The sequence below is a fragment of the Methylorubrum extorquens genome (genome assembly GCF_024169925.1).
Taxonomy (GTDB): domain Bacteria; phylum Pseudomonadota; class Alphaproteobacteria; order Rhizobiales; family Beijerinckiaceae; genus Methylobacterium; species Methylobacterium extorquens_A.
Map to the genome: position 1 here is coordinate 416,682 of NZ_JALJXF010000001.1, position 15,819 is coordinate 432,500.

19 protein-coding genes (1 of these 19 cut by a window edge) are annotated in these 15,819 nt (G+C 69.3%); 10 read left to right on the top strand and 9 right to left on the bottom strand.

Translation table 11 applies throughout. The features are described from left to right. Nucleotide 1: 1 nt before the first annotated feature. Both J2W78_RS02040 and J2W78_RS02045 read left to right on the top strand, forming a co-directional pair. Nucleotides 2-811, top strand: coding sequence for a thiazole synthase (locus J2W78_RS02040; protein ID WP_253367607.1), 810 nt, complete (start codon nt 2-4; stop codon nt 809-811). A 6-nt stretch (nt 812-817) separates the two neighbouring features. Beyond that, on the top strand, nt 818-1,435 hold the full coding sequence (locus tag J2W78_RS02045; protein ID WP_253367608.1) for a thiamine phosphate synthase: 618 nt from the start codon (nt 818-820) through the stop codon (nt 1,433-1,435). Here J2W78_RS02045 and J2W78_RS02050 read toward each other — a convergent pair. Next, a complete protein-coding gene (locus J2W78_RS02050) occupies nt 1,428-1,556 on the bottom strand; it encodes a heme-binding protein (protein WP_253367609.1) in 129 nt (42 codons plus the stop codon). The two genes, J2W78_RS02045 and J2W78_RS02050, sit on opposite strands and share 8 nt — an antisense overlap. A 169-nt stretch (nt 1,557-1,725) precedes the next feature. Here J2W78_RS02050 and J2W78_RS02055 point away from each other — a divergent pair, with 169 nt between their 5' ends. Beyond that, a complete protein-coding gene (locus tag J2W78_RS02055) occupies nt 1,726-2,520 on the top strand; it encodes an inositol monophosphatase family protein (RefSeq protein ID WP_253367610.1) in 795 nt (264 codons plus the stop codon). A gap of 74 nt (nt 2,521-2,594) precedes the next feature. Then, the gene (locus J2W78_RS02060) at nt 2,595-3,140 is read left to right on the top strand and encodes an adenine phosphoribosyltransferase (protein WP_253367611.1); all 546 of its coding nucleotides are present in this window, start codon (nt 2,595-2,597) and stop codon (nt 3,138-3,140) included. A 123-nt stretch (nt 3,141-3,263) separates the two neighbouring features. Here J2W78_RS02060 and purQ read toward each other — a convergent pair whose 3' ends face one another. The 5 genes from purQ to J2W78_RS02085 all read right to left on the bottom strand — a co-directional run bounded on the left by purQ (nt 3,264) and on the right by J2W78_RS02085 (nt 6,816). Beyond that, nucleotides 3,264-3,944, bottom strand: a complete 681-nt coding sequence (gene purQ, locus J2W78_RS02065) for a phosphoribosylformylglycinamidine synthase subunit PurQ (RefSeq protein ID WP_253367612.1) — start codon at nt 3,942-3,944, stop codon at nt 3,264-3,266. Then, the gene (purS, locus tag J2W78_RS02070) at nt 3,944-4,183 is read right to left on the bottom strand and encodes a phosphoribosylformylglycinamidine synthase subunit PurS (protein ID WP_253367619.1); all 240 of its coding nucleotides are present in this window, start codon (nt 4,181-4,183) and stop codon (nt 3,944-3,946) included. Before purS ends, purQ begins: the two co-directional genes overlap by 1 nt. A gap of 192 nt (nt 4,184-4,375) precedes the next feature. Further along, nucleotides 4,376-4,600: a hypothetical protein gene (locus tag J2W78_RS02075; RefSeq protein WP_253367620.1), complete on the bottom strand. Its 225-nt coding sequence runs from the start codon at nt 4,598-4,600 to the stop codon at nt 4,376-4,378. Nucleotides 4,601-4,782: 182 nt separating this feature from the next. Next, nucleotides 4,783-5,385 (bottom strand): ActR/PrrA/RegA family redox response regulator transcription factor, encoded by a 603-nt coding sequence (locus tag J2W78_RS02080; protein ID WP_253367622.1) that lies wholly within the window; start codon nt 5,383-5,385, stop codon nt 4,783-4,785. 36 nt (nt 5,386-5,421) lie between these two features. Beyond that, the gene (locus J2W78_RS02085) at nt 5,422-6,816 is read right to left on the bottom strand and encodes an ActS/PrrB/RegB family redox-sensitive histidine kinase (RefSeq protein ID WP_253367624.1); all 1,395 of its coding nucleotides are present in this window, start codon (nt 6,814-6,816) and stop codon (nt 5,422-5,424) included. Between the two features lie 146 nt (nt 6,817-6,962). Here J2W78_RS02085 and J2W78_RS02090 point away from each other — a divergent pair, with 146 nt between their 5' ends. Continuing rightward, nucleotides 6,963-8,207 carry a polyhydroxyalkanoate depolymerase gene (locus tag J2W78_RS02090; RefSeq protein WP_253367626.1) on the top strand — a complete coding sequence of 415 codons (1,245 nt, stop codon included), beginning with the start codon at nt 6,963-6,965 and terminating at the stop codon, nt 8,205-8,207. A 94-nt stretch (nt 8,208-8,301) separates the two neighbouring features. Continuing rightward, nucleotides 8,302-9,027 (top strand): M48 family metallopeptidase, encoded by a 726-nt coding sequence (locus tag J2W78_RS02095; protein WP_253367628.1) that lies wholly within the window; start codon nt 8,302-8,304, stop codon nt 9,025-9,027. A gap of 81 nt (nt 9,028-9,108) precedes the next feature. On the opposite strand, the gene J2W78_RS02100 is transcribed toward J2W78_RS02095, so the two are convergent. Next, nucleotides 9,109-9,528, bottom strand: a complete 420-nt coding sequence (locus tag J2W78_RS02100) for a hypothetical protein (protein WP_253367630.1) — start codon at nt 9,526-9,528, stop codon at nt 9,109-9,111. Nucleotides 9,529-9,763: 235 nt separating this feature from the next. Between J2W78_RS02100 and J2W78_RS02105 the strand changes: the two genes are divergently transcribed. The 4 genes from J2W78_RS02105 (at nt 9,764) to J2W78_RS02120 (ending at nt 14,779) form a co-directional block, all read left to right on the top strand. After that, entirely contained in the window at nt 9,764-10,306 is a 543-nt protein-coding gene (locus tag J2W78_RS02105) for an invasion associated locus B family protein (RefSeq protein WP_253367632.1), read from the top strand. Between the two features lie 74 nt (nt 10,307-10,380). Next, a complete protein-coding gene (locus tag J2W78_RS02110) occupies nt 10,381-11,013 on the top strand; it encodes a hypothetical protein (RefSeq protein ID WP_253367634.1) in 633 nt (210 codons plus the stop codon). 71 nt (nt 11,014-11,084) lie between these two features. After that, complete coding sequence (locus J2W78_RS02115; RefSeq protein WP_253367641.1) at nt 11,085-13,139, top strand: glycosyltransferase family 2 protein; 2,055 nt, start codon at nt 11,085-11,087, stop codon at nt 13,137-13,139. Continuing rightward, entirely contained in the window at nt 13,136-14,779 is a 1,644-nt protein-coding gene (locus tag J2W78_RS02120) for a glycosyltransferase (RefSeq protein WP_253367643.1), read from the top strand. Before J2W78_RS02115 ends, J2W78_RS02120 begins: the two co-directional genes overlap by 4 nt. Nucleotides 14,780-14,785: 6 nt before the next feature. On the opposite strand, the gene purC is transcribed toward J2W78_RS02120, so the two are convergent. Both purC and nth read right to left on the bottom strand, forming a co-directional pair. After that, nucleotides 14,786-15,580 carry a phosphoribosylaminoimidazolesuccinocarboxamide synthase gene (gene purC / locus J2W78_RS02125; RefSeq protein ID WP_003605938.1) on the bottom strand — a complete coding sequence of 265 codons (795 nt, stop codon included), beginning with the start codon at nt 15,578-15,580 and terminating at the stop codon, nt 14,786-14,788. A 193-nt stretch (nt 15,581-15,773) separates the two neighbouring features. Beyond that, nucleotides 15,774-15,819, bottom strand: partial view of an endonuclease III gene (nth, locus tag J2W78_RS02130; protein ID WP_253373943.1) — the 3' portion only. Its footprint extends 656 nt past the window's final position; 46 of the gene's 702 nt are visible here — the last part of the coding sequence; the start codon falls outside the window, past its right edge — the gene reads right to left on this strand; the stop codon is at nt 15,774-15,776.

Consider the following 15,819-nt stretch of genomic DNA (forward strand, 5'->3'; position numbering starts at 1 on the left):
CATGAACCATCACGACACCACCCTCGCCCAGACCTCCGCCGCCGAGGACGACGCGCTGGAAATCGCCGGCATCCGGCTCTCCTCACGGCTGTTCATCGGCACGGCCGGCTACCCCAGCCAGGAGATCATGGCGCAGTCGGTGCGCGCCTCGGGTGCCGAAATCGTCACCGCCTCGATCCGCCGGGTCTCGCTCCAGGGCCACGGCTCGGACACCTTCCAGAAGCTGAAGGGCGCCCGCTTCCTGCCCAACACCGCCGGTTGCGAGACCGCCCGCGACGCGATCATGACCGCTGAACTCGCCCGCGAGGCGCTCGGCACGTCCTGGATCAAGGTCGAGGTCATCGGCGACCGCGAGACGCTCTATCCGGACGTCACCGAACTGCTCGAAGCCTGCCGCCATCTCGTCGATGACGGCTTCACGGTGCTGCCTTACTGCAACGACGATCCCGTGGTCTGCGAGCGGCTGGCCGATCTCGGCTGTGCCGCGGTGATGCCGATGGGCTCGCTGATCGGTTCGGGCATGGGCATCGCCAACCCGGCCAACATCGAGCTGATCTGCCGCCGGGCCAAGGTGCCGGTGATCGTCGATGCCGGTATCGGCACCGCCTCGGACGCGGTCATCGCGATGGAGCTGGGCGCGGCCGCCTGCCTCGTCAACACCGCGGTGGCGAAGGCCGACGACCCGGTGCGGATGGCCGGCGCCATGCGCCACGCCGTCGAGGCGGGCCGTCTCGCGCATCTGGCCGGTCGCATCCCGCGCCGCGGCCGGGCCGAGCCGTCGAGCCCACAGCTCGGCCTCGTCGGTTCGTGAGGGCGGGTGACGCTCCCGCCGCTCCTCGTCGTCACCGACCGCCACGGCGCGGACCGGCCGCTGACTGAGACCGTCCGGGCGGCGGTGGCGGGCGGGGCGCGCTTCGTCTGGCTGCGCGACCGCGATCTCGACCGGGACACGCGGCGGGATCTCGCCCACAACCTGATCGCCCTCCTGGCATCGGTCGACGGCAGTCTCGTCGTCGGCGGCGACGCGGAGCTGGCGGCCGAGACCGGGGCGCAGGGCGTGCACCTGCCGGGCTCTGCCGGGATCGACGGCATCCGTGCGGCGCGCAAAATCCTTGGCGCGGGGGCGCTGATCGGGTTCTCCGCCCACTCCGTCGCGGAGATCGCGGAGGCCGAGGCGATGGGCGCCGATTACGCCACCCTCAGCCCGATTTTCCCGACGGCGAGCAAGCCCGGTTACGGTCCCGCCCTCGGCCTCGCCTCATTGCGCGCCGTCGCAGCCCATCGCCTGCCGGTCTTCGCGCTCGGCGGGATCGACGGGGACAACGCCCCTGCCTGCCGCAAGGCCGGGGCGGCGGGCGTCGCCGTGATGGGCGGCGTGATGCGTGGGGCCGATCCGCGTGCCGCGACCGCCCGGTTCGTCGCCGCGGTCACGTGAGGGCGGCGAGGCCCGCTTGGCAGACCACCGTATCCTGATCGCCCGTGCCGCCGGAGCAGCCGATGGCGCCGACGATTCGGCCCTCGACAACCAGCGGGAATCCGCCCGGCGAGGCCGCCAACCCTGCGAAGGTCTTTTGTTCTCTGTCTGCCCATTCGGTTCCGGCACCGGACCCTGCCGGATATCGCCCCTGCGCCGATCACCCCTGGCGCTGTGGCGTCAGGCGTATAGAAGCCCTGACAGAATTCTTTTCCAGCAAGGCGCCCGGCCAGGGCTGCGAGCCGAACCGCATGATCAACTCTCCCCTCATGACCGTCATGGTCGATGCCGTGCGCAAGGCCGCCCGCGGTCTCAAGCGCGACTTCGGCGAGATCGAGAACCTTCAGGTCTCCCGCAAGGGCCCCGGTAACTTCGTCTCGGCCGCAGACCGGAAGGCGGAGGAGGTGCTGCGCGACGCGCTGATGAAGGCGCGGCCCGGCTACGGCCTCATCATGGAGGAGAGCGGGAACATCGAGGGCACCGACAAGAGCCACACCTGGCACGTCGATCCCCTCGACGGCACCACGAACTTCCTGCACGGCATCCCACATTTCGCGATCTCGGTCGGGCTCGAGCGCGACGGCCAGATCGTTGCCGGCGTCATCTACGATCCGGCCAAGGACGAGCTGTTCATCGCCGAGCGCGGCAAGGGTGCCTTCCTCAACAACCGGCGCCTGCGCGTCTCCGGCCGGCAGGATTTCGCCGACGCGCTGGTCGCGTACGGCACGCCTTACCTCGGCCGCGGCAGCCACGGCCGGCTGCTCAAGGAGGTCGCCGCGGTGATGGCGGTGTCCGGCGGCACCCGCCGCCTTGGCTCGGCGGCGCTCGACCTCGCCTACGTCGCCTGCGGCCGGACCGACCTGTACTGGGAGCGCGACCTCCAGACCTGGGACATCGCGGCCGGCATCATCCTCGTGCGCGAGGCCGGCGGCTTCGTCACCAGCGCCGATGGCGGCGCCGAGCCGCTCGCCGCCCGCTCCGTGGCCTGCGGCAACGAGGTGCTGCACCGTGATCTGATCGGCCTGCTGCGCAAGGCCGCCGCCTGACGGGCGGGGCGCGCCCTGCGCCCCCGGCCCGCTCTAACCGAACGTCCCGCATCGCCGTCAACCGAGCACCCCGCATGGAAGCCCGTCGCCACTCCGCCCTGAAGGACTCGGTCCGCTCGATTCCCGACTATCCGAAGCCGGGCATCATCTTCCGCGATATCACCACCCTGCTCAGCGATCCGCGCTCGTTCCGCCGGGCGGTCGATTCGTTGGTGCACCCCTATGCGGGCGGGCGGATCGATCAGGTCGCGGGCATCGAGGCGCGCGGCTTCATCCTCGGCGGCGCGGTGGCGCACCAGCTCTCCTCGGGCTTCGTGCCGATCCGCAAGAAGGGCAAGCTGCCCCACAAGACCGTCTCGACGGCCTACGCGCTGGAATACGGTACCGACGAGATCGAGATCCACGTCGATGCGATCAAGGCAGGCGACCGGGTGATCCTGGTCGATGACCTCATCGCCACCGGTGGCACGGCGACAGCGGCGGTAAACCTGCTGCGCCAGCTTGGCGCCGAGGTAGTGGCCGCTTGCTTCGTGATCGATCTGCCGGAGATCGGCGGCGCCCAGCGCCTGCGCGATCTCGGCGTCACCGTGCGCACGCTGATGGAGTTCGAGGGGCACTGAGCCCCTCATAGCGCCGGATTCTTGCTCGCCTTGCGATGACGGAGAGGCGGCTTCGCAGCCGTCATCGCCAACGTCAGCGCAGCAACCCGGCTGCGCGATGTCTCATGTTCGGGCGATCGGCCATCAGGCGGCGAGGCTGTCGAACAGGCCCTTGCCGTCGGTGCCGCCGACGAGGGCGTCCACGAAGTTCTCGGGGTGGGGCATCATGCCGAGCACGTTGCGCTGCTCCGAATAGATCCCGGCGATCGAGTTGAGCGAGCCGTTGCGGTTCGCATCCTCGGTCAGTGCGCCGCTGGCGTCGCTGTAGCGGAAGGCGATGCGGCCCTCGCCTTCGAGCCGGTCGATCGTCTCGGAATCGGCGAAGTAGTTGCCCTCGCCATGCGCCACGCAGACGTCGATCACCTGACCCTCGGTATAGGCCGAGGTGAACCGCGTGTCGGCGCGCTCGACCCGCAGGAACTGCCGGTGGCAGATGAAGCGGCGGTTGACGTTGCGCATCAGCACGCCGGGCAGAAGGCCCGATTCGCACAGGATCTGGAAGCCGTTGCAGATGCCGAGCACGAGGCCGCCGCGGGCGGCGTGCGCGCGCACCGCATCCATGGCCGCTGCCCGGCCGGCGATGGCGCCGCAGCGCAGATAGTCGCCGTAGGAGAAGCCACCCGGCACCACCGCGAGGTCGGTGCCGGCGGGCAGCTCGGTATCGGCGTGCCATACGCTAACGACTTCCACACCGGAGCGGCGGAGTGCGCGGGCCACGTCGCCGTCGCGATTCGAGCCCGGAAAGACGACGACGGCGGCGCGCATCAGGCGATCTCGACGGTGTAGTTCTCGACGACGGTGTTCGCGAGCAGCTTCTCGCAGGCGGCCTTCAGCGTCGCCTCGGCCTGTTCGCGGTTCCCGGAGGCGACCTCAAGGTCGAACACCTTGCCCTGGCGTACGCCGGAGACGTCATCGATCCCGAACGACTTCAGGGCCGCCTCGATCGCCTTCCCCTGGGGATCGAGAACGCCTGTCTTCAAGGTGACGACGATGCGGGCTTTCATGGCGGGCACTCGTTTGGGAAATCGGCGGGCCGCGCCGCGCGGGGGCGGTCAGGCCGGATACGGAGGGAAGAGCGCTCGATCGCGTGCGCGTGAGCCGGACTGTTCAAGGCGATCCGAAAACAGGTGAGAACCTGCCTGTCGGAGGCCGAAATTCTACCGCGGTTTCGTGAAAACGTCACCGCAGGAAACATCTCACCGGCGCTTGGCCGCCGCGATCGGCTCGGCTTCGGTTGCGCGGCGCCAGAGCTGAACCATGATCCAGGCGGCGACGAGACTGAACAGCGCCATCAGCACGTGGCCGACCTGATCGCCGAGATCGAGCAATCCGGCCAGAGCCCAGCCTGCGGCAATGGCAGCCGCGAACACTTCCGTGCCGACCAGCACCATCAGACCGAGGATCGTGATGAGATTCCGCATAAGCGCGTCAGCCCGTTCCGCTTTTCAAGCGGCGAACTAGCCCGAGGCCGGGGCTTGGCGCAACCGTCCGGAACGAACGAGAACACGCAGTTAAGGTATGAATGCGCCCGGCATGCGCGTTCGCTGATGCCTCGACAACGAAAAGGGCCGGCGGATTCGATCCGCTGGCCCTTCTTTCGGCTTCAGCGCGGCGCGCGCTTGGCAAGGATGCGCTGGAGCGTACGTCGGTGCATGTTCAAGCGCCGTGCCGTCTCGGAGACGTTGCGGCTGCACAGTTCGTAGACGCGCTGGATATGCTCCCAGCGCACCCGATCGGCCGACATCGGGTTCTCCGGCGGGTCGGCCCGCTCGCCCGGCTGCGCCATCAGCGTGCCGTGGATCTCGTCCGCATCCGCCGGCTTGGCGAGATAGTCGAAGGCACCGAGCTTCACCGCGGTCACCGCCGTGGCGATGTTGCCGTAGCCGGTCAGGATCACGCCTCGCGCCTCGGGGCGTCGCTCCTTCAGGCGGGCAATCACGTCGAGCCCATTGCCGTCGCCGAGACGCATGTCGATCACGGCGAAGGCCGGTGCCTTGGTCTCGACGGCCGCCACGCCCTCGCTGACGCTCTCGGCCACATGGACCTCATAGCCGCGCGCTTCCATCGCCCGGGCGAGTCGGGTCGAGAAAGGCTTGTCATCGTCAACGATCAGCAGGCTGCGATCGCTGAAGGCGGCAAGGGGATCGGAATCGGAAAGAAAAGCGGTGTCGGAGCCCGGCACCGTCGTCCCGCTCTGCGTCAGCATGCGGCGCTCCTCGTCGGTTCGTGTCATCTATATGCATTATATGGGTGCGGCATCCCGTTCCGTTAGGGGTCTCAGAGAATTGTGCGCAACGCGATGGGGCGCAATCACTTCCCTCTCGAAAACGTGACGAGGCCACGTCACCCGCACCAGCGCACCGCGCTGTCCCGTCTCCGTGATGTTGGACAGGAGGAGTTGCGCACCGGAGCGCTCGATCAGCGTCTTGGCGATGAACAGGCCGAGTCCGAGCCCCCCGCCGACCTCGTCGGGATTCTGCGAACGGTCGCGATTGCGCGTGGTGACGTAGGGCTCGCCGGCCCTCAACAGCACCTCGCTGGGGAAGCCGGGACCGTCGTCACGGACCGTCAGCGTGACGCGCTCGGCGTCCCACCTGGCCTCGAGCACCACGCGCGATTCGGCGAAGTCCACGGCGTTGTCGAGGATGTTGGCGAGCCCGAACATCACGCCGGGGTTGCGGCGGCAGATCGGCTCCGGCCCCTCGCCCTGCCGAACGACCTCGACGGCGATGCCGAGCGCCCGCTGGGGCGCCACCAGTTCCTCGATGAGATGGCCGAAGGTGACGGTCTGGAGGAAGCTCTCACCCTCTTCGTTCTCCTCGCCCATCGAAGTGAGCTTCGAGAGGATGCCGCGGCAGCGGTCCACCTGATCGCGCAGCAGGCTCAGATCCTCGGCGATGGCGGGCGATGCGGTGGGGCCGAGCTGACGGTCGAGCTCCTTGGCCACCACCATGATGGTGCCGAGCGGTGTCCCGAGTTCGTGCGCCGCGGCGGCGGCGAGCCCGTCGAGCTGCGACAGGTGCTGCTCACGGGCGAGCACCAGTTCGGTCGCGGCCAGCGCTCGGGCGAGCTGGCGCGTTTCTTCCGCCACCCGCCACGCGTAGACGCCGGTGAAGGCAGTGCCGAGCAGGATCGCGGTCCAGACCCCCGAGACGTAGAGGAAGGGCAGCTCGATCCGCCCGTCAGCGAACCAGGGCAGCGGGCGGTGGACGAGAGCGAGCAGGGTGGCGAGCCCCACCGCCAGCAGACCGAGCGCCAGGGTCCGCTCCGGCGGCAGGGCGGTGGCCGAGATCAGGACGGGGGCGAGGAACAGCAGCGAGAACGGGTTCTGCAGGCCGCCGGTCAGGAACAGCAGGCCGGCAAGCTGCACGATGTCGAAGGCGAGCAGGAGCGCCGCCGAATCGTCGCTCAGGCGGTAGCTCGCGGGAAAGCGGATCCGCAACCCGAGATTCAGCCAGCACGAGGCGGCGATGACGAGGAAGCACCAGCCGAAGGGCAGGTTGAGCCCGAGCCCGAATTGGGCGCCGACGACCGCCGCACTCTGTCCGGTGAGCGCGAGCCAGCGCAGGCGCACGAAGGTGTCGAGCCGCAGGTGGCGGCCCGTCGGGGTCAGGGTTTCGTGGGCCGCGTCCATCATGCTGCGGCTACGATAGGGCCGGTGGGGGGCACGTCCACGGCCGCGTTACCGGCGGCCTGTAATTTTGAAGGATTTCTCCGCCTGCAACATTCGATAAGATCGGCCCGAGCATGGCCGGTTCGGGGGCCGCGTCGGGGAGTGCCGCAATGGACTTGGCGTATATCTGGTACGAGACGGCCCGCGCGATGTTGACGCCGGCCCGGCTCGCGGCGGACGCGGCCCGGCACAGCCTGGACAACCCCGGCAATCCTCTCGCCTACGGTCCCTACGCCCGCTCGACGGCCGCAGCGCTGGAGATGTTCGAGCGCGTGACACGCCGCTACGGCAAGCCGGCCTTCGGCCTGCCGACGACGATGATCGACGGCCAGGTCGTCCCGGTCTCGGAGCGTGTCGTCTGGGAGCGGCCGTTCGGCCGGGTGATCGCCTTCGACCGGGCGCTGCCCGCCGGGCATTCGGAGCCGCAGCCCAAGCTCCTGATCGTGGCGCCCATGTCGGGCCATTACGCGACGCTCCTGCGCGGCACCGTCGAGGCGATGCTGCCTAACCACCGGGTCTTCATCACGGACTGGTCCGACGCGCGCATGGTCCCGTTGTTGGACGGACGCTTCGACCTCGGGACGTATATCGATTACCTGCAGGCGATGTTCCGTGACCTCGGGCCGGACCTGCACGTCATGGCCGTCTGCCAGCCCGCCGTGCCGGTCTTCGCCGCGGTCGCGCTGATGGAGGCGGCGGATTCGGCCCACGTGCCGGTCTCGATGACCCTGATGGGCGGGCCGATCGACACCCGCCGCTCGCCGACCGCCGTGAATTGCCTCGCGCAAGAGCGCGGCATGGCTTGGTTCGAGAAGAACTGCATCACGGTGGTGCCGCCGCTTTATCCTGGGGCGATGCGCCGGGTCTATCCCGGCTTCCTGCAGCTCTCGGGCTTCATGGCGATGAACCTCGATCGCCACGTCACCGCCCATACCGACATGTTCCATCACCTTGTGACCGGCGACGGCGACTCGGCCGAGAAGCACCGCGACTTCTACGACGAGTATCTCGCCGTGATGGACCTGACGGCGGAGTTCTACCTCCAGACCGTGCAGACCGTCTTCGTCGATCACGCCCTGCCACGAGGGCGCATGCGCCATGGCGGACGGCTGGTCGATCTCTCGGCGATCCGCCGTTGCGCCATCCTCGCCGTCGAGGGCGAGAACGACGACATTTCCGGGGTCGGCCAGACCAAGGCCGCGCTCGATCTCACCCCGAACCTGCCCGAGGCCCGCAAGGCCTACCACATGCAGGAGAAGGTGGGGCATTACGGCGTGTTCAACGGCTCGCGCTTCCGCTCCGTCATCGCCCCACGCATCGCCCGCTTCGTGCGGGAGATGGAGGGGAGCGCCTGAATTCCCGCGCGCAAAGCTCCGGTCAGGCGGATTTCCGGTGAGAGAGGGATTGCTGGGATGGCTGAGCCGGCCGGCTGCGGCTAGGCTCGCGGGCATGACGCGCGCCCTGCTGCGACGGCCGGATCCGGATCACATCGAGATCGCTCATGACGGGCAGACCTTCCGCATCGCTATCCTGCGGCGGCCGACCGCGCGCCGGCTGACCCTGCGGGTTTCGAGCGCGACCGGCGCGGTGGTGCTCACGCTGCCGACCCGATCGTCGCTCGCCACGGCTCAGAAGTTCGTGCACAGCCACGGCGGCTGGATCGCCGCCCGCCTCGCCAAGCTGCCGGAGCGGGTGCCGTTCGCGGAAGACTCGGTCATTCCGCTACGCGGTGTGCCGCACCGGATCGTGGCGCGGGAGGGGCGCGGCACCGCAGAGGCGGATCCCGCGAGCGCGACGCTCGCGGTGCCGGGCGATTCGGTGCACATGCCTCGCCGCGTCCGCGAGTTCTTGATGCGGGAGGCGCGGCGCGACCTGTCGCAATCGGTGGCGGTCTACGCGACCCGTCTCGGCCAGCGGCCGGCGCGGGTGACGCTGCGCGATACGCGCAGCCGCTGGGGGTCGTGCACGGCCCGCGGCGAGCTGAACTTCTCCTGGCGGCTGATCCTCGCACCGCCGGTCGTGCTCGACTACCTCGTCGCCCACGAGATGGCGCATCTGCGGGAGATGAACCATTCCCCGCGCTTCTGGGCCCTCACCAATGAACTCTGCCCCCATGTCGAGGAGGCAGAGCGCTGGCTGAAGCGTCACGGCTCGGAGCTGCACCGCTACGGCTGATCCCGGTCCGGTCGATTTCTGCGGGACGGCGAACTCGGGCGATCCTCAGGCATGCCTCGGGTCTGATCGACCGAAACTGGCTCAGTACTTCGTCACGATCGCCCGGCTGCGAACGGGCGCCGCCTCGGCGGGCCAAGCCGGACGCGGCGCGATGTGGCCCGGCCACAGGGTACGGGGCGCGACGTTGTCGCAAACCTCGCGCTGACGCAGGTAGGTGGGGCGGCCCATCGTATCCCGGCGCAGCACCGTGCCGCCGTCCCGGCAGAAACCGGCGATGGCCGCCGCGTCGCCACGACGGCGCCCGCGCGGATTCCGCTCCACCGGCGGGTGCTCGATGGTGAGCGGCGCCTGATGGTTGAGGGAGCGCTCGACATAGGTCGTCGTCGCCTCGGGGGGCAGGTAATCCGACTCCTCGAACGGCAGGGACAGGGCGGAAGCACCCCCGCAACCCAGCGCGACGAAGAGGGTCGCGAGGGCGAGGGGGGAGGCGAGGCGGCGCATGGCAGTTTCCTCGGATGAATGAGAGCTTGGCCTTACCTTAGGACACCGGGGCGGCGAGGGGTAGCCGCTTTGCCCTATTCCCGACACACCCGCGCCGCGATTGCTTGACACCGGGAAACCCGCATGGTCCCAACGCCCGAGCCCGCGTGGCGCTCCGGAGGGCCCGCCTGCAGCAGCGCGAGGGGCATCCGCCGGAGCCGGCCGCCGTCTCGAAAAGCGATCGATCGGAGTTCGTATGAGTCTGTTTGCGGGCGTGGTTCGGGCGGTACGTCCTGGGGCCGGCCGCCGTCTTGCGCTGGCGGTCGCGACTGCCGCGGCGGTGCTGGCCGGGGGTGGCACTGCACAGGCCCAGGGGACCGTGCGCAAGACCTTCGACGATTGGCAGTTGCGCTGCGAGACGCCGGCCGGTGCCAAGGCCGAGCAATGCGCCCTGGTGCAGTACGTGGCGGCGGAAGACCGGCCGAACCTCAACCTCGTCGTCATCGTGCTGAAGATCGCCGACAACCGCGGCTACCTGCTGCGGGTGCAGGCCCCGCTCGGTATCCTCCTGACCTCCGGCCTCGGCCTCAAGATCGATCAGACCGATATCGGCCGCGCCAGCTTCGTGCGCTGCCTGACCATGGGCTGCGTCGCCGAGGTGGTGATGGATGACGGCCTCATCAAATCGATGCGCAACGGGGCGCAATCGACCTTCATCGTCTTCCAGACGCCGGAGGAGGGGGTCGGCATCCCGGTCTCGATGAAGGGCTTCGGCCCCGGTTTCGACGCGCTCAAGTAGGATCGTTCGGCTCGGAGCGTTCAGGGGATCGCCGGGCAAGGGATCGTCGGGCAAGGGCAGGGAACGGTCAGACGATGCGCAGGGCGTTGATCATCTTCGGCGGATTGGTGCTGATCGTGCCGGGCACGGCGCGGGCCGAACCGGGCAGCTTCTTCAAGAACATGTTCGGTGGCCGCGAGGGCGAGGCGCCGGCGGTCACCGCGCCGCGGGCGCAGGACCCCGACGACGTCTATTGCCCGCCGGTCTTCGTGCCGGACGGCGGCGCCGCGATCCAGGCTTTCGCCGGAGCCGCGGGCGACAACCGGCGCTTGCGCCATCAAGTCGTACTCGGCCGGCTCAGCCGGGAGTGCAAGGCCCGGCCCGACGGCTCGGTCGCGGTGCGCGTCGGCGTCGAACTGCGTGCCTTGCTCGGACCGGCCGGTGCAGCCGGGCGTTTCGACGTGCCGGTGACCATCGGCGTGAAATACAACGAGCAGCCCGTGATGATGCGCAGCCACCGTGTGGCGGTGGCAGTTCCGGCGGGCGCCGCCCAGGGCGAGGCGACGGTCATCGAGAACGATCTCACCGTGCCCGCCGACAAGGCCACGGGCTACGACATCGAAGTGACCCTGGCCGGCGCCTCGGCGCGCCCGAAGCCGGCCGCGCGCCGCCGCAAGCCTGCACCTGCGGCGGCGGCGGAACAGGGCGAGGCTCCTGTTGGGCAATGACGGAAGCGCCCGCGCCGCACGGCTCGCAATGCGCCGGAGGACGGCATCGCTAAGACTGATGGCCAAGATTGATGGCCAAACCTGATGAAAGGGGGCGCGATGGGTGGGATGTGTGGCGGGGCCGTGAGACGCCGTTCTCCCTGTTGCCCACCGACGACCCCCTGTTCGACCGCCGCCTCGTCCTGTCGCCGCCGGACCAGAGGCCGTGGCAGGATCGCTGGATCGTTCTGACCTACACGCTGCCCGTGCGTGCGCGGCCGCAGAGACCGCTGCTGCGCCTGCTCCGCAGCGCCGGCCGACGCGACAGCTTCGTGCTGCCGGGTGTTGCCCTCGGCGCCGCGCGTTGGCTCGGCTACCTGCCGGAAGATTGCGAGGGCATCGAAATCGCGGCCGAGCCGGGTTTCGTGCTGGAGCGCGTCGGATTGCGGAGCAGCGCGGGCGTCTTCGCGGAAGCGCTGCTGAAGCGGCCGGGGCGCGCCGCAGCCGCCCTGCGCGCACGCCTCGCGCGCGACGAGCGGCGCTGGCGCGACAGCCTCCGCGGCGCCTGCGCGGCGGCGCCCCTTGCCCGTTATCCAGCCTGGAAGGCGCCGCGGCTGTTTCGCGCCGCACCGACGGAGAAGAGATCCGGTGCGCGGATCCGTCTCGTTCTCCCCGCTCCCTTTGCCCAGGCCGATGCGGTGGCGCGCAGCGTCGCGAGCCTGCGCGCCCAGACCCATCAGGACTGGTCCCTCCTCATCGCTTGGACCGACGGCGCCCCGCCGACGAACCCGGCCATCGACGGGCGCGTGCGGTCCACCCCATGGAATTCGGCCGCGACCCTGCACGAGCTTGGCGGAGGGGCCGACCTGTTCGGCCTGCTTCGCCCCGGCGACATCCTGGCGCCCGAGGCACTGGATCTGCTCGCCAAGTGCGTCGAGGCCGAGACGGCCGAGATGGCCTATGCCGACGAGGAGACCGGCGGCCGAGCGGTCAGGCCCCGCCTCAAGCCGGATTGGAGCCCCGATCTCTTCCTCGCCACGGGTTATGTCGGGGCGCCGGCGCTCATCGTGGGGTCCTTCCTGGCCGGCCTGCCCGCCGAGCCGGTGGGCAGTCCCGACGCTTTCGCCCTCGCACTCGATCTTGCGGCCGGGACCGCGACCCGTGTCGCTCACATCCCCCGCATCCTGTGCCGTCGCGAACCCGTCACGGTCGATCCGGCCGCCCGTGCGCCGCACCTCGACCGGCACCTGCGCAAGACGGGATCGTTGGCGCGTGGGGTGCTCTACGACGGCCGCCTCGATCTTCAGTGGCCGCTGCCGGAGCCGGCACCGCTCGTCAGCATCATCATCCCCTCCCGCGACCGGCTCGACCTGATCGCGCGGGTCATCGAGGATGTCCTCGAAAAGACGCCTTATCCCGCCCTCGAACTGGTGATCGTGGACAACGACTCGAAAGAGCCGGCCGTGCTCGATCTGTATGAGCGATTGCGCGGCGATCCACGGGTCCGGATCGAGCCCTATCCGCACCCCTTCAATTTCTCGGCGCTGGTCAATGCCGGCGCGCGGCAAGCGCGCGGCGACGTCCTTGTGCTGCTCAACAACGACGTGGCGGTGTTGCGACCCGATTGGCTCCAAGTGCTCGTCGCCCAGGCGGTCCGGCCGGAGGTCGGCGCAGTCGGCGCGAAGCTCCTCTACGAGGACGGGCGCCTCCAGCATGTGGGTGTCGTGGTCGGGCTCGGCGGCGAGGCCGGCCATATCCTGCGCCGCCGCCGCGCCGACACGCCCGGCCACCTCGATCGCTTGGGCGTGGCGCATGAGGTCTCAGGCGTCACGGCGGCCTGCCTCGCCGTTGCGCGCGAGAAGTATCACGCCATCGGCGGGTTCGACGAAGAGACCTTTGCCGTCGATTTCAACGACATCGACTTCTGCCTGCGCCTCGGCGCGCGGGGCTGGAAGACGGTATGGACACCCCACGCGGTGCTGTCCCACCTCGAATCGGTGAGCCGCGGCCGGCCGGTCGGGGCCGCGCGCGCGCGCTTCGAGCGCGAGGCCGCCGCCTTCACCGAGCGCTGGCGCGACGTGATCCGGCACGATCCGTTCTACCATCCGGCCCTCTCGCTCACGACCTTCGGCGAGGAACTGGAATGAGCGCCGACGGCCCGCCCGACGCCCTGCGTTTCGCTGCCGAGCCCGTTCCGGGACGCCTCGCGCTCATCGCGCGGGCGTTGCGCCATCCGAGGCGAGCTCTACCGATCCTGGCGGCGCGTCTCTCCGGCCGGCGGCTACGGGCGGCGCAAGCCTTCATCGCGCTCGTCGGCGCCCATCACCATCTCGACCGGCCCCGCATCGTCCCACCGCCGAGCGAGCCGGATGCCGCCCTCGCCGCAGCCGGGATCGAGCGCATCGAGACGGATACGGAAGGCGCGATCCGAATCGCGCCGGAGGGGGCTCCGATCGTCCTGCTCACATCTGAGGGCCAGCACATCGCGGCGGGTGCGGCAGCGGCCCTCGCCGCCGTCTTCGCCGATTCCGATCGTCACGCGATCTACGGCGACGCGTTGTTCCACCACACCGCCGATGGCCCCTGGCTTCCCCTGCTGCGTCCGGCCTTCGATCGGGATTACCTGCGCACGGTTGATTATCTCGGCCCCGTCATCGCCCTTCGCCGGGCCAGCGTGACCGGTATGGAGGTCGTCCCCGGCGCCGCCGCGCTCGACCTGACCCTGGCCATCGCGGACCGCTTCGGCCCAGCCGCCGTGCGTCATCTCCCGCGCATTCTGTCCTTCGGGAATCGCGAAGCGAGAGGGGAGGGGCGAACGGCGCGGCGGGAAGCCGTCCGCCGCGATCTCGATCGGGCGGGGGAGGGGGGTACGCCCGTCGGCCTCGGGCAAGACGGCGTGATCCGCCTCGACCGACCCCTGCCGGAGCCGCGCCCCCTCGTCAGCCTGATCGTCCCGACCCGCGACCGGCTCGACCTGCTCCGCCCCTGCATCGAGAGCCTGCGCCACCGCACCGACTGGCCGGCCAAGGAGATCCTGATCTGCGACAACGACAGTCGCGATCCCGAGACGCTCGCCTATTTCCGCACTCTCGAGGCCGAGGGCGCGGCGCGGGTCGTCGCCTGTCCCGGCCCCTTCGATTTCGCTGCCATCAATAACCGCGTGGCGGCGCGGGCGCGCGGACGCCTCCTGGCTTTCATCAACAACGACGTTGAGGCCGAGGCGCCGGACTGGCTGGAGCACATGGTCCGAGAGGCGTTGCGCCCGGAGATCGGTGCGGTCGGCGCCCGGTTGGTCGACGGCGAGGGCCGCATCCAGCATGGCGGGATCATGCTGGGCACCGGCGGTCTCGTCACCCACAGCCACCGCCACTTCGCCGGGGATGCGGCGGGCTATCTCGGCGCCCTGCGCGCCACCCGAAGCGTTTCGGCCGTGACCGCCGCCTGCCTCGTGATCGAGGCGGACAAGTTCGCCCGCGTCGGCGGCTTCGACGCCTCGACCTTTGCCATCGATTTCAACGACGTCGATCTCTGCCTGAGGCTGAACGCTGTGGGCCTGCGGACCCTCTATGTCGGCGCCGCACGGCTCCATCACCGGGAATCGGCGAGCCGGCGGCCCTCGCCGATGGCGGCCGCTCGACACCATGCCGAGGTCGAGGCGCTGAAAAAGCGATGGGGGCCGCTGCTCGCGCAGGACCCCCATTATCATCCGGGCTTCGACCCGGACCTCTCGACTCATCTGCGCCTTCGTCGCGACTGGACCGGCCTTGAGCCAGTCCAGCCTCGCTGAAGAGGCTTACTGCACCAGGCGCGGGCCGCCGGCCTGAACCTTCTCGTTCTCGGACATGATGCCGAGACGCTTGGCGACCTCCGTATAGGCCTCGATCAGTCCGCCGAGATCCTTGCGGAAGCGATCCTTGTCGAGCTTGTCCGAGGACTTGATGTCCCACAGCCGGCAGGAATCGGGGGAGATCTCGTCGGCGACGACGATGCGCATCAGGTCGCCCTCCCACAGGCGGCCGGTCTCCATCTTGAAGTCGACGAGACGGATGCCGACACCGAGGAAGAGGCCGGACAGGAAATCGTTGACGCGGATGGCGAGCGCCATGATGTCGTCGATCTCCTGGGGCGTCGCCCAGCCGAACGCGGTGATGTGCTCTTCCGATACCATGGGGTCGTTGAGCTGATCGTTCTTGTAGTAGAACTCGATGATCGAGCGCGGCAACTGCGTGCCTTCCTCGAGCCCGAGCCGCGTCGCCAGCGAACCGGCAGCGACGTTGCGCACCACCACCTCGAGCGGGATGATCTCGACCTCGCGGATCAGCTGCTCGCGCATGTTGAGCCGGCGGATGAAGTGCGTCGGCACGCCGATATCGTTGAGGTGCTGGAATACGAACTCGGAGATCCGATTGTTCAGCACACCCTTGCCGTCGATCACCTCGTGCTTCTTCGCGTTAAAGGCGGTCGCGTCGTCCTTGAAGTGCTGGATGAGCGTCCCCGGCTCCGGTCCCTCGTAGAGGACCTTCGCCTTGCCCTCGTAAATGCGACGGCGGCGGTTCATAGGCGTGTACCGTGGTTTGAGGAAGTCCATGGGGCCGAGGCTCCTTCGGAACTGGCACTTGAGGCGAAATCCGCGGCGCGGCGGCCCGTCTGGCGGGCAGACGGCCGGATTATGCTTCCCGAGAGAGACATGTCCGGCCGCCTTAGCATCAATCTACCGGAACGAGGTTTGCAGCACAACGCGTTGGCCGGGCAACGCATTGCCGCCGCGCACGCAGAGCTGCTCAATCCCCGGCCGAGAGGGGGGTGAGCGCCGTCGTCTTCGAGGGG

Excerpts from the sequence above, each read along its gene's own strand:
- J2W78_RS02040 (WP_253367607.1), top strand. The coding sequence starts at position 2 with ATGAACCATCACGACACCACCCTCGCCCAGACCTCCGCCGCCGAGGAC.
- J2W78_RS02055 (WP_253367610.1), top strand. The coding sequence starts at position 1,726 with ATGATCAACTCTCCCCTCATGACCGTCATGGTCGATGCCGTGCGCAAG.
- J2W78_RS02060 (WP_253367611.1), top strand. The coding sequence starts at position 2,595 with ATGGAAGCCCGTCGCCACTCCGCCCTGAAGGACTCGGTCCGCTCGATT.
- purQ (WP_253367612.1), bottom strand. The coding sequence starts at position 3,944 with ATGCGCGCCGCCGTCGTCGTCTTTCCGGGCTCGAATCGCGACGGCGAC.
- purS (WP_253367619.1), bottom strand. The coding sequence starts at position 4,183 with ATGAAAGCCCGCATCGTCGTCACCTTGAAGACAGGCGTTCTCGATCCC.
- J2W78_RS02075 (WP_253367620.1), bottom strand. The coding sequence starts at position 4,600 with ATGCGGAATCTCATCACGATCCTCGGTCTGATGGTGCTGGTCGGCACG.
- J2W78_RS02080 (WP_253367622.1), bottom strand. The coding sequence starts at position 5,385 with ATGCTGACGCAGAGCGGGACGACGGTGCCGGGCTCCGACACCGCTTTT.
- J2W78_RS02085 (WP_253367624.1), bottom strand. The coding sequence starts at position 6,816 with ATGATGGACGCGGCCCACGAAACCCTGACCCCGACGGGCCGCCACCTG.
- J2W78_RS02090 (WP_253367626.1), top strand. The coding sequence starts at position 6,963 with ATGGACTTGGCGTATATCTGGTACGAGACGGCCCGCGCGATGTTGACG.
- J2W78_RS02095 (WP_253367628.1), top strand. The coding sequence starts at position 8,302 with ATGACGCGCGCCCTGCTGCGACGGCCGGATCCGGATCACATCGAGATC.
- J2W78_RS02100 (WP_253367630.1), bottom strand. The coding sequence starts at position 9,528 with ATGCGCCGCCTCGCCTCCCCCCTCGCCCTCGCGACCCTCTTCGTCGCG.
- J2W78_RS02105 (WP_253367632.1), top strand. The coding sequence starts at position 9,764 with ATGAGTCTGTTTGCGGGCGTGGTTCGGGCGGTACGTCCTGGGGCCGGC.
- J2W78_RS02110 (WP_253367634.1), top strand. The coding sequence starts at position 10,381 with ATGCGCAGGGCGTTGATCATCTTCGGCGGATTGGTGCTGATCGTGCCG.
- J2W78_RS02115 (WP_253367641.1), top strand. The coding sequence starts at position 11,085 with ATGGCCAAACCTGATGAAAGGGGGCGCGATGGGTGGGATGTGTGGCGG.
- J2W78_RS02120 (WP_253367643.1), top strand. The coding sequence starts at position 13,136 with ATGAGCGCCGACGGCCCGCCCGACGCCCTGCGTTTCGCTGCCGAGCCC.
- purC (WP_003605938.1), bottom strand. The coding sequence starts at position 15,580 with ATGGACTTCCTCAAACCACGGTACACGCCTATGAACCGCCGCCGTCGC.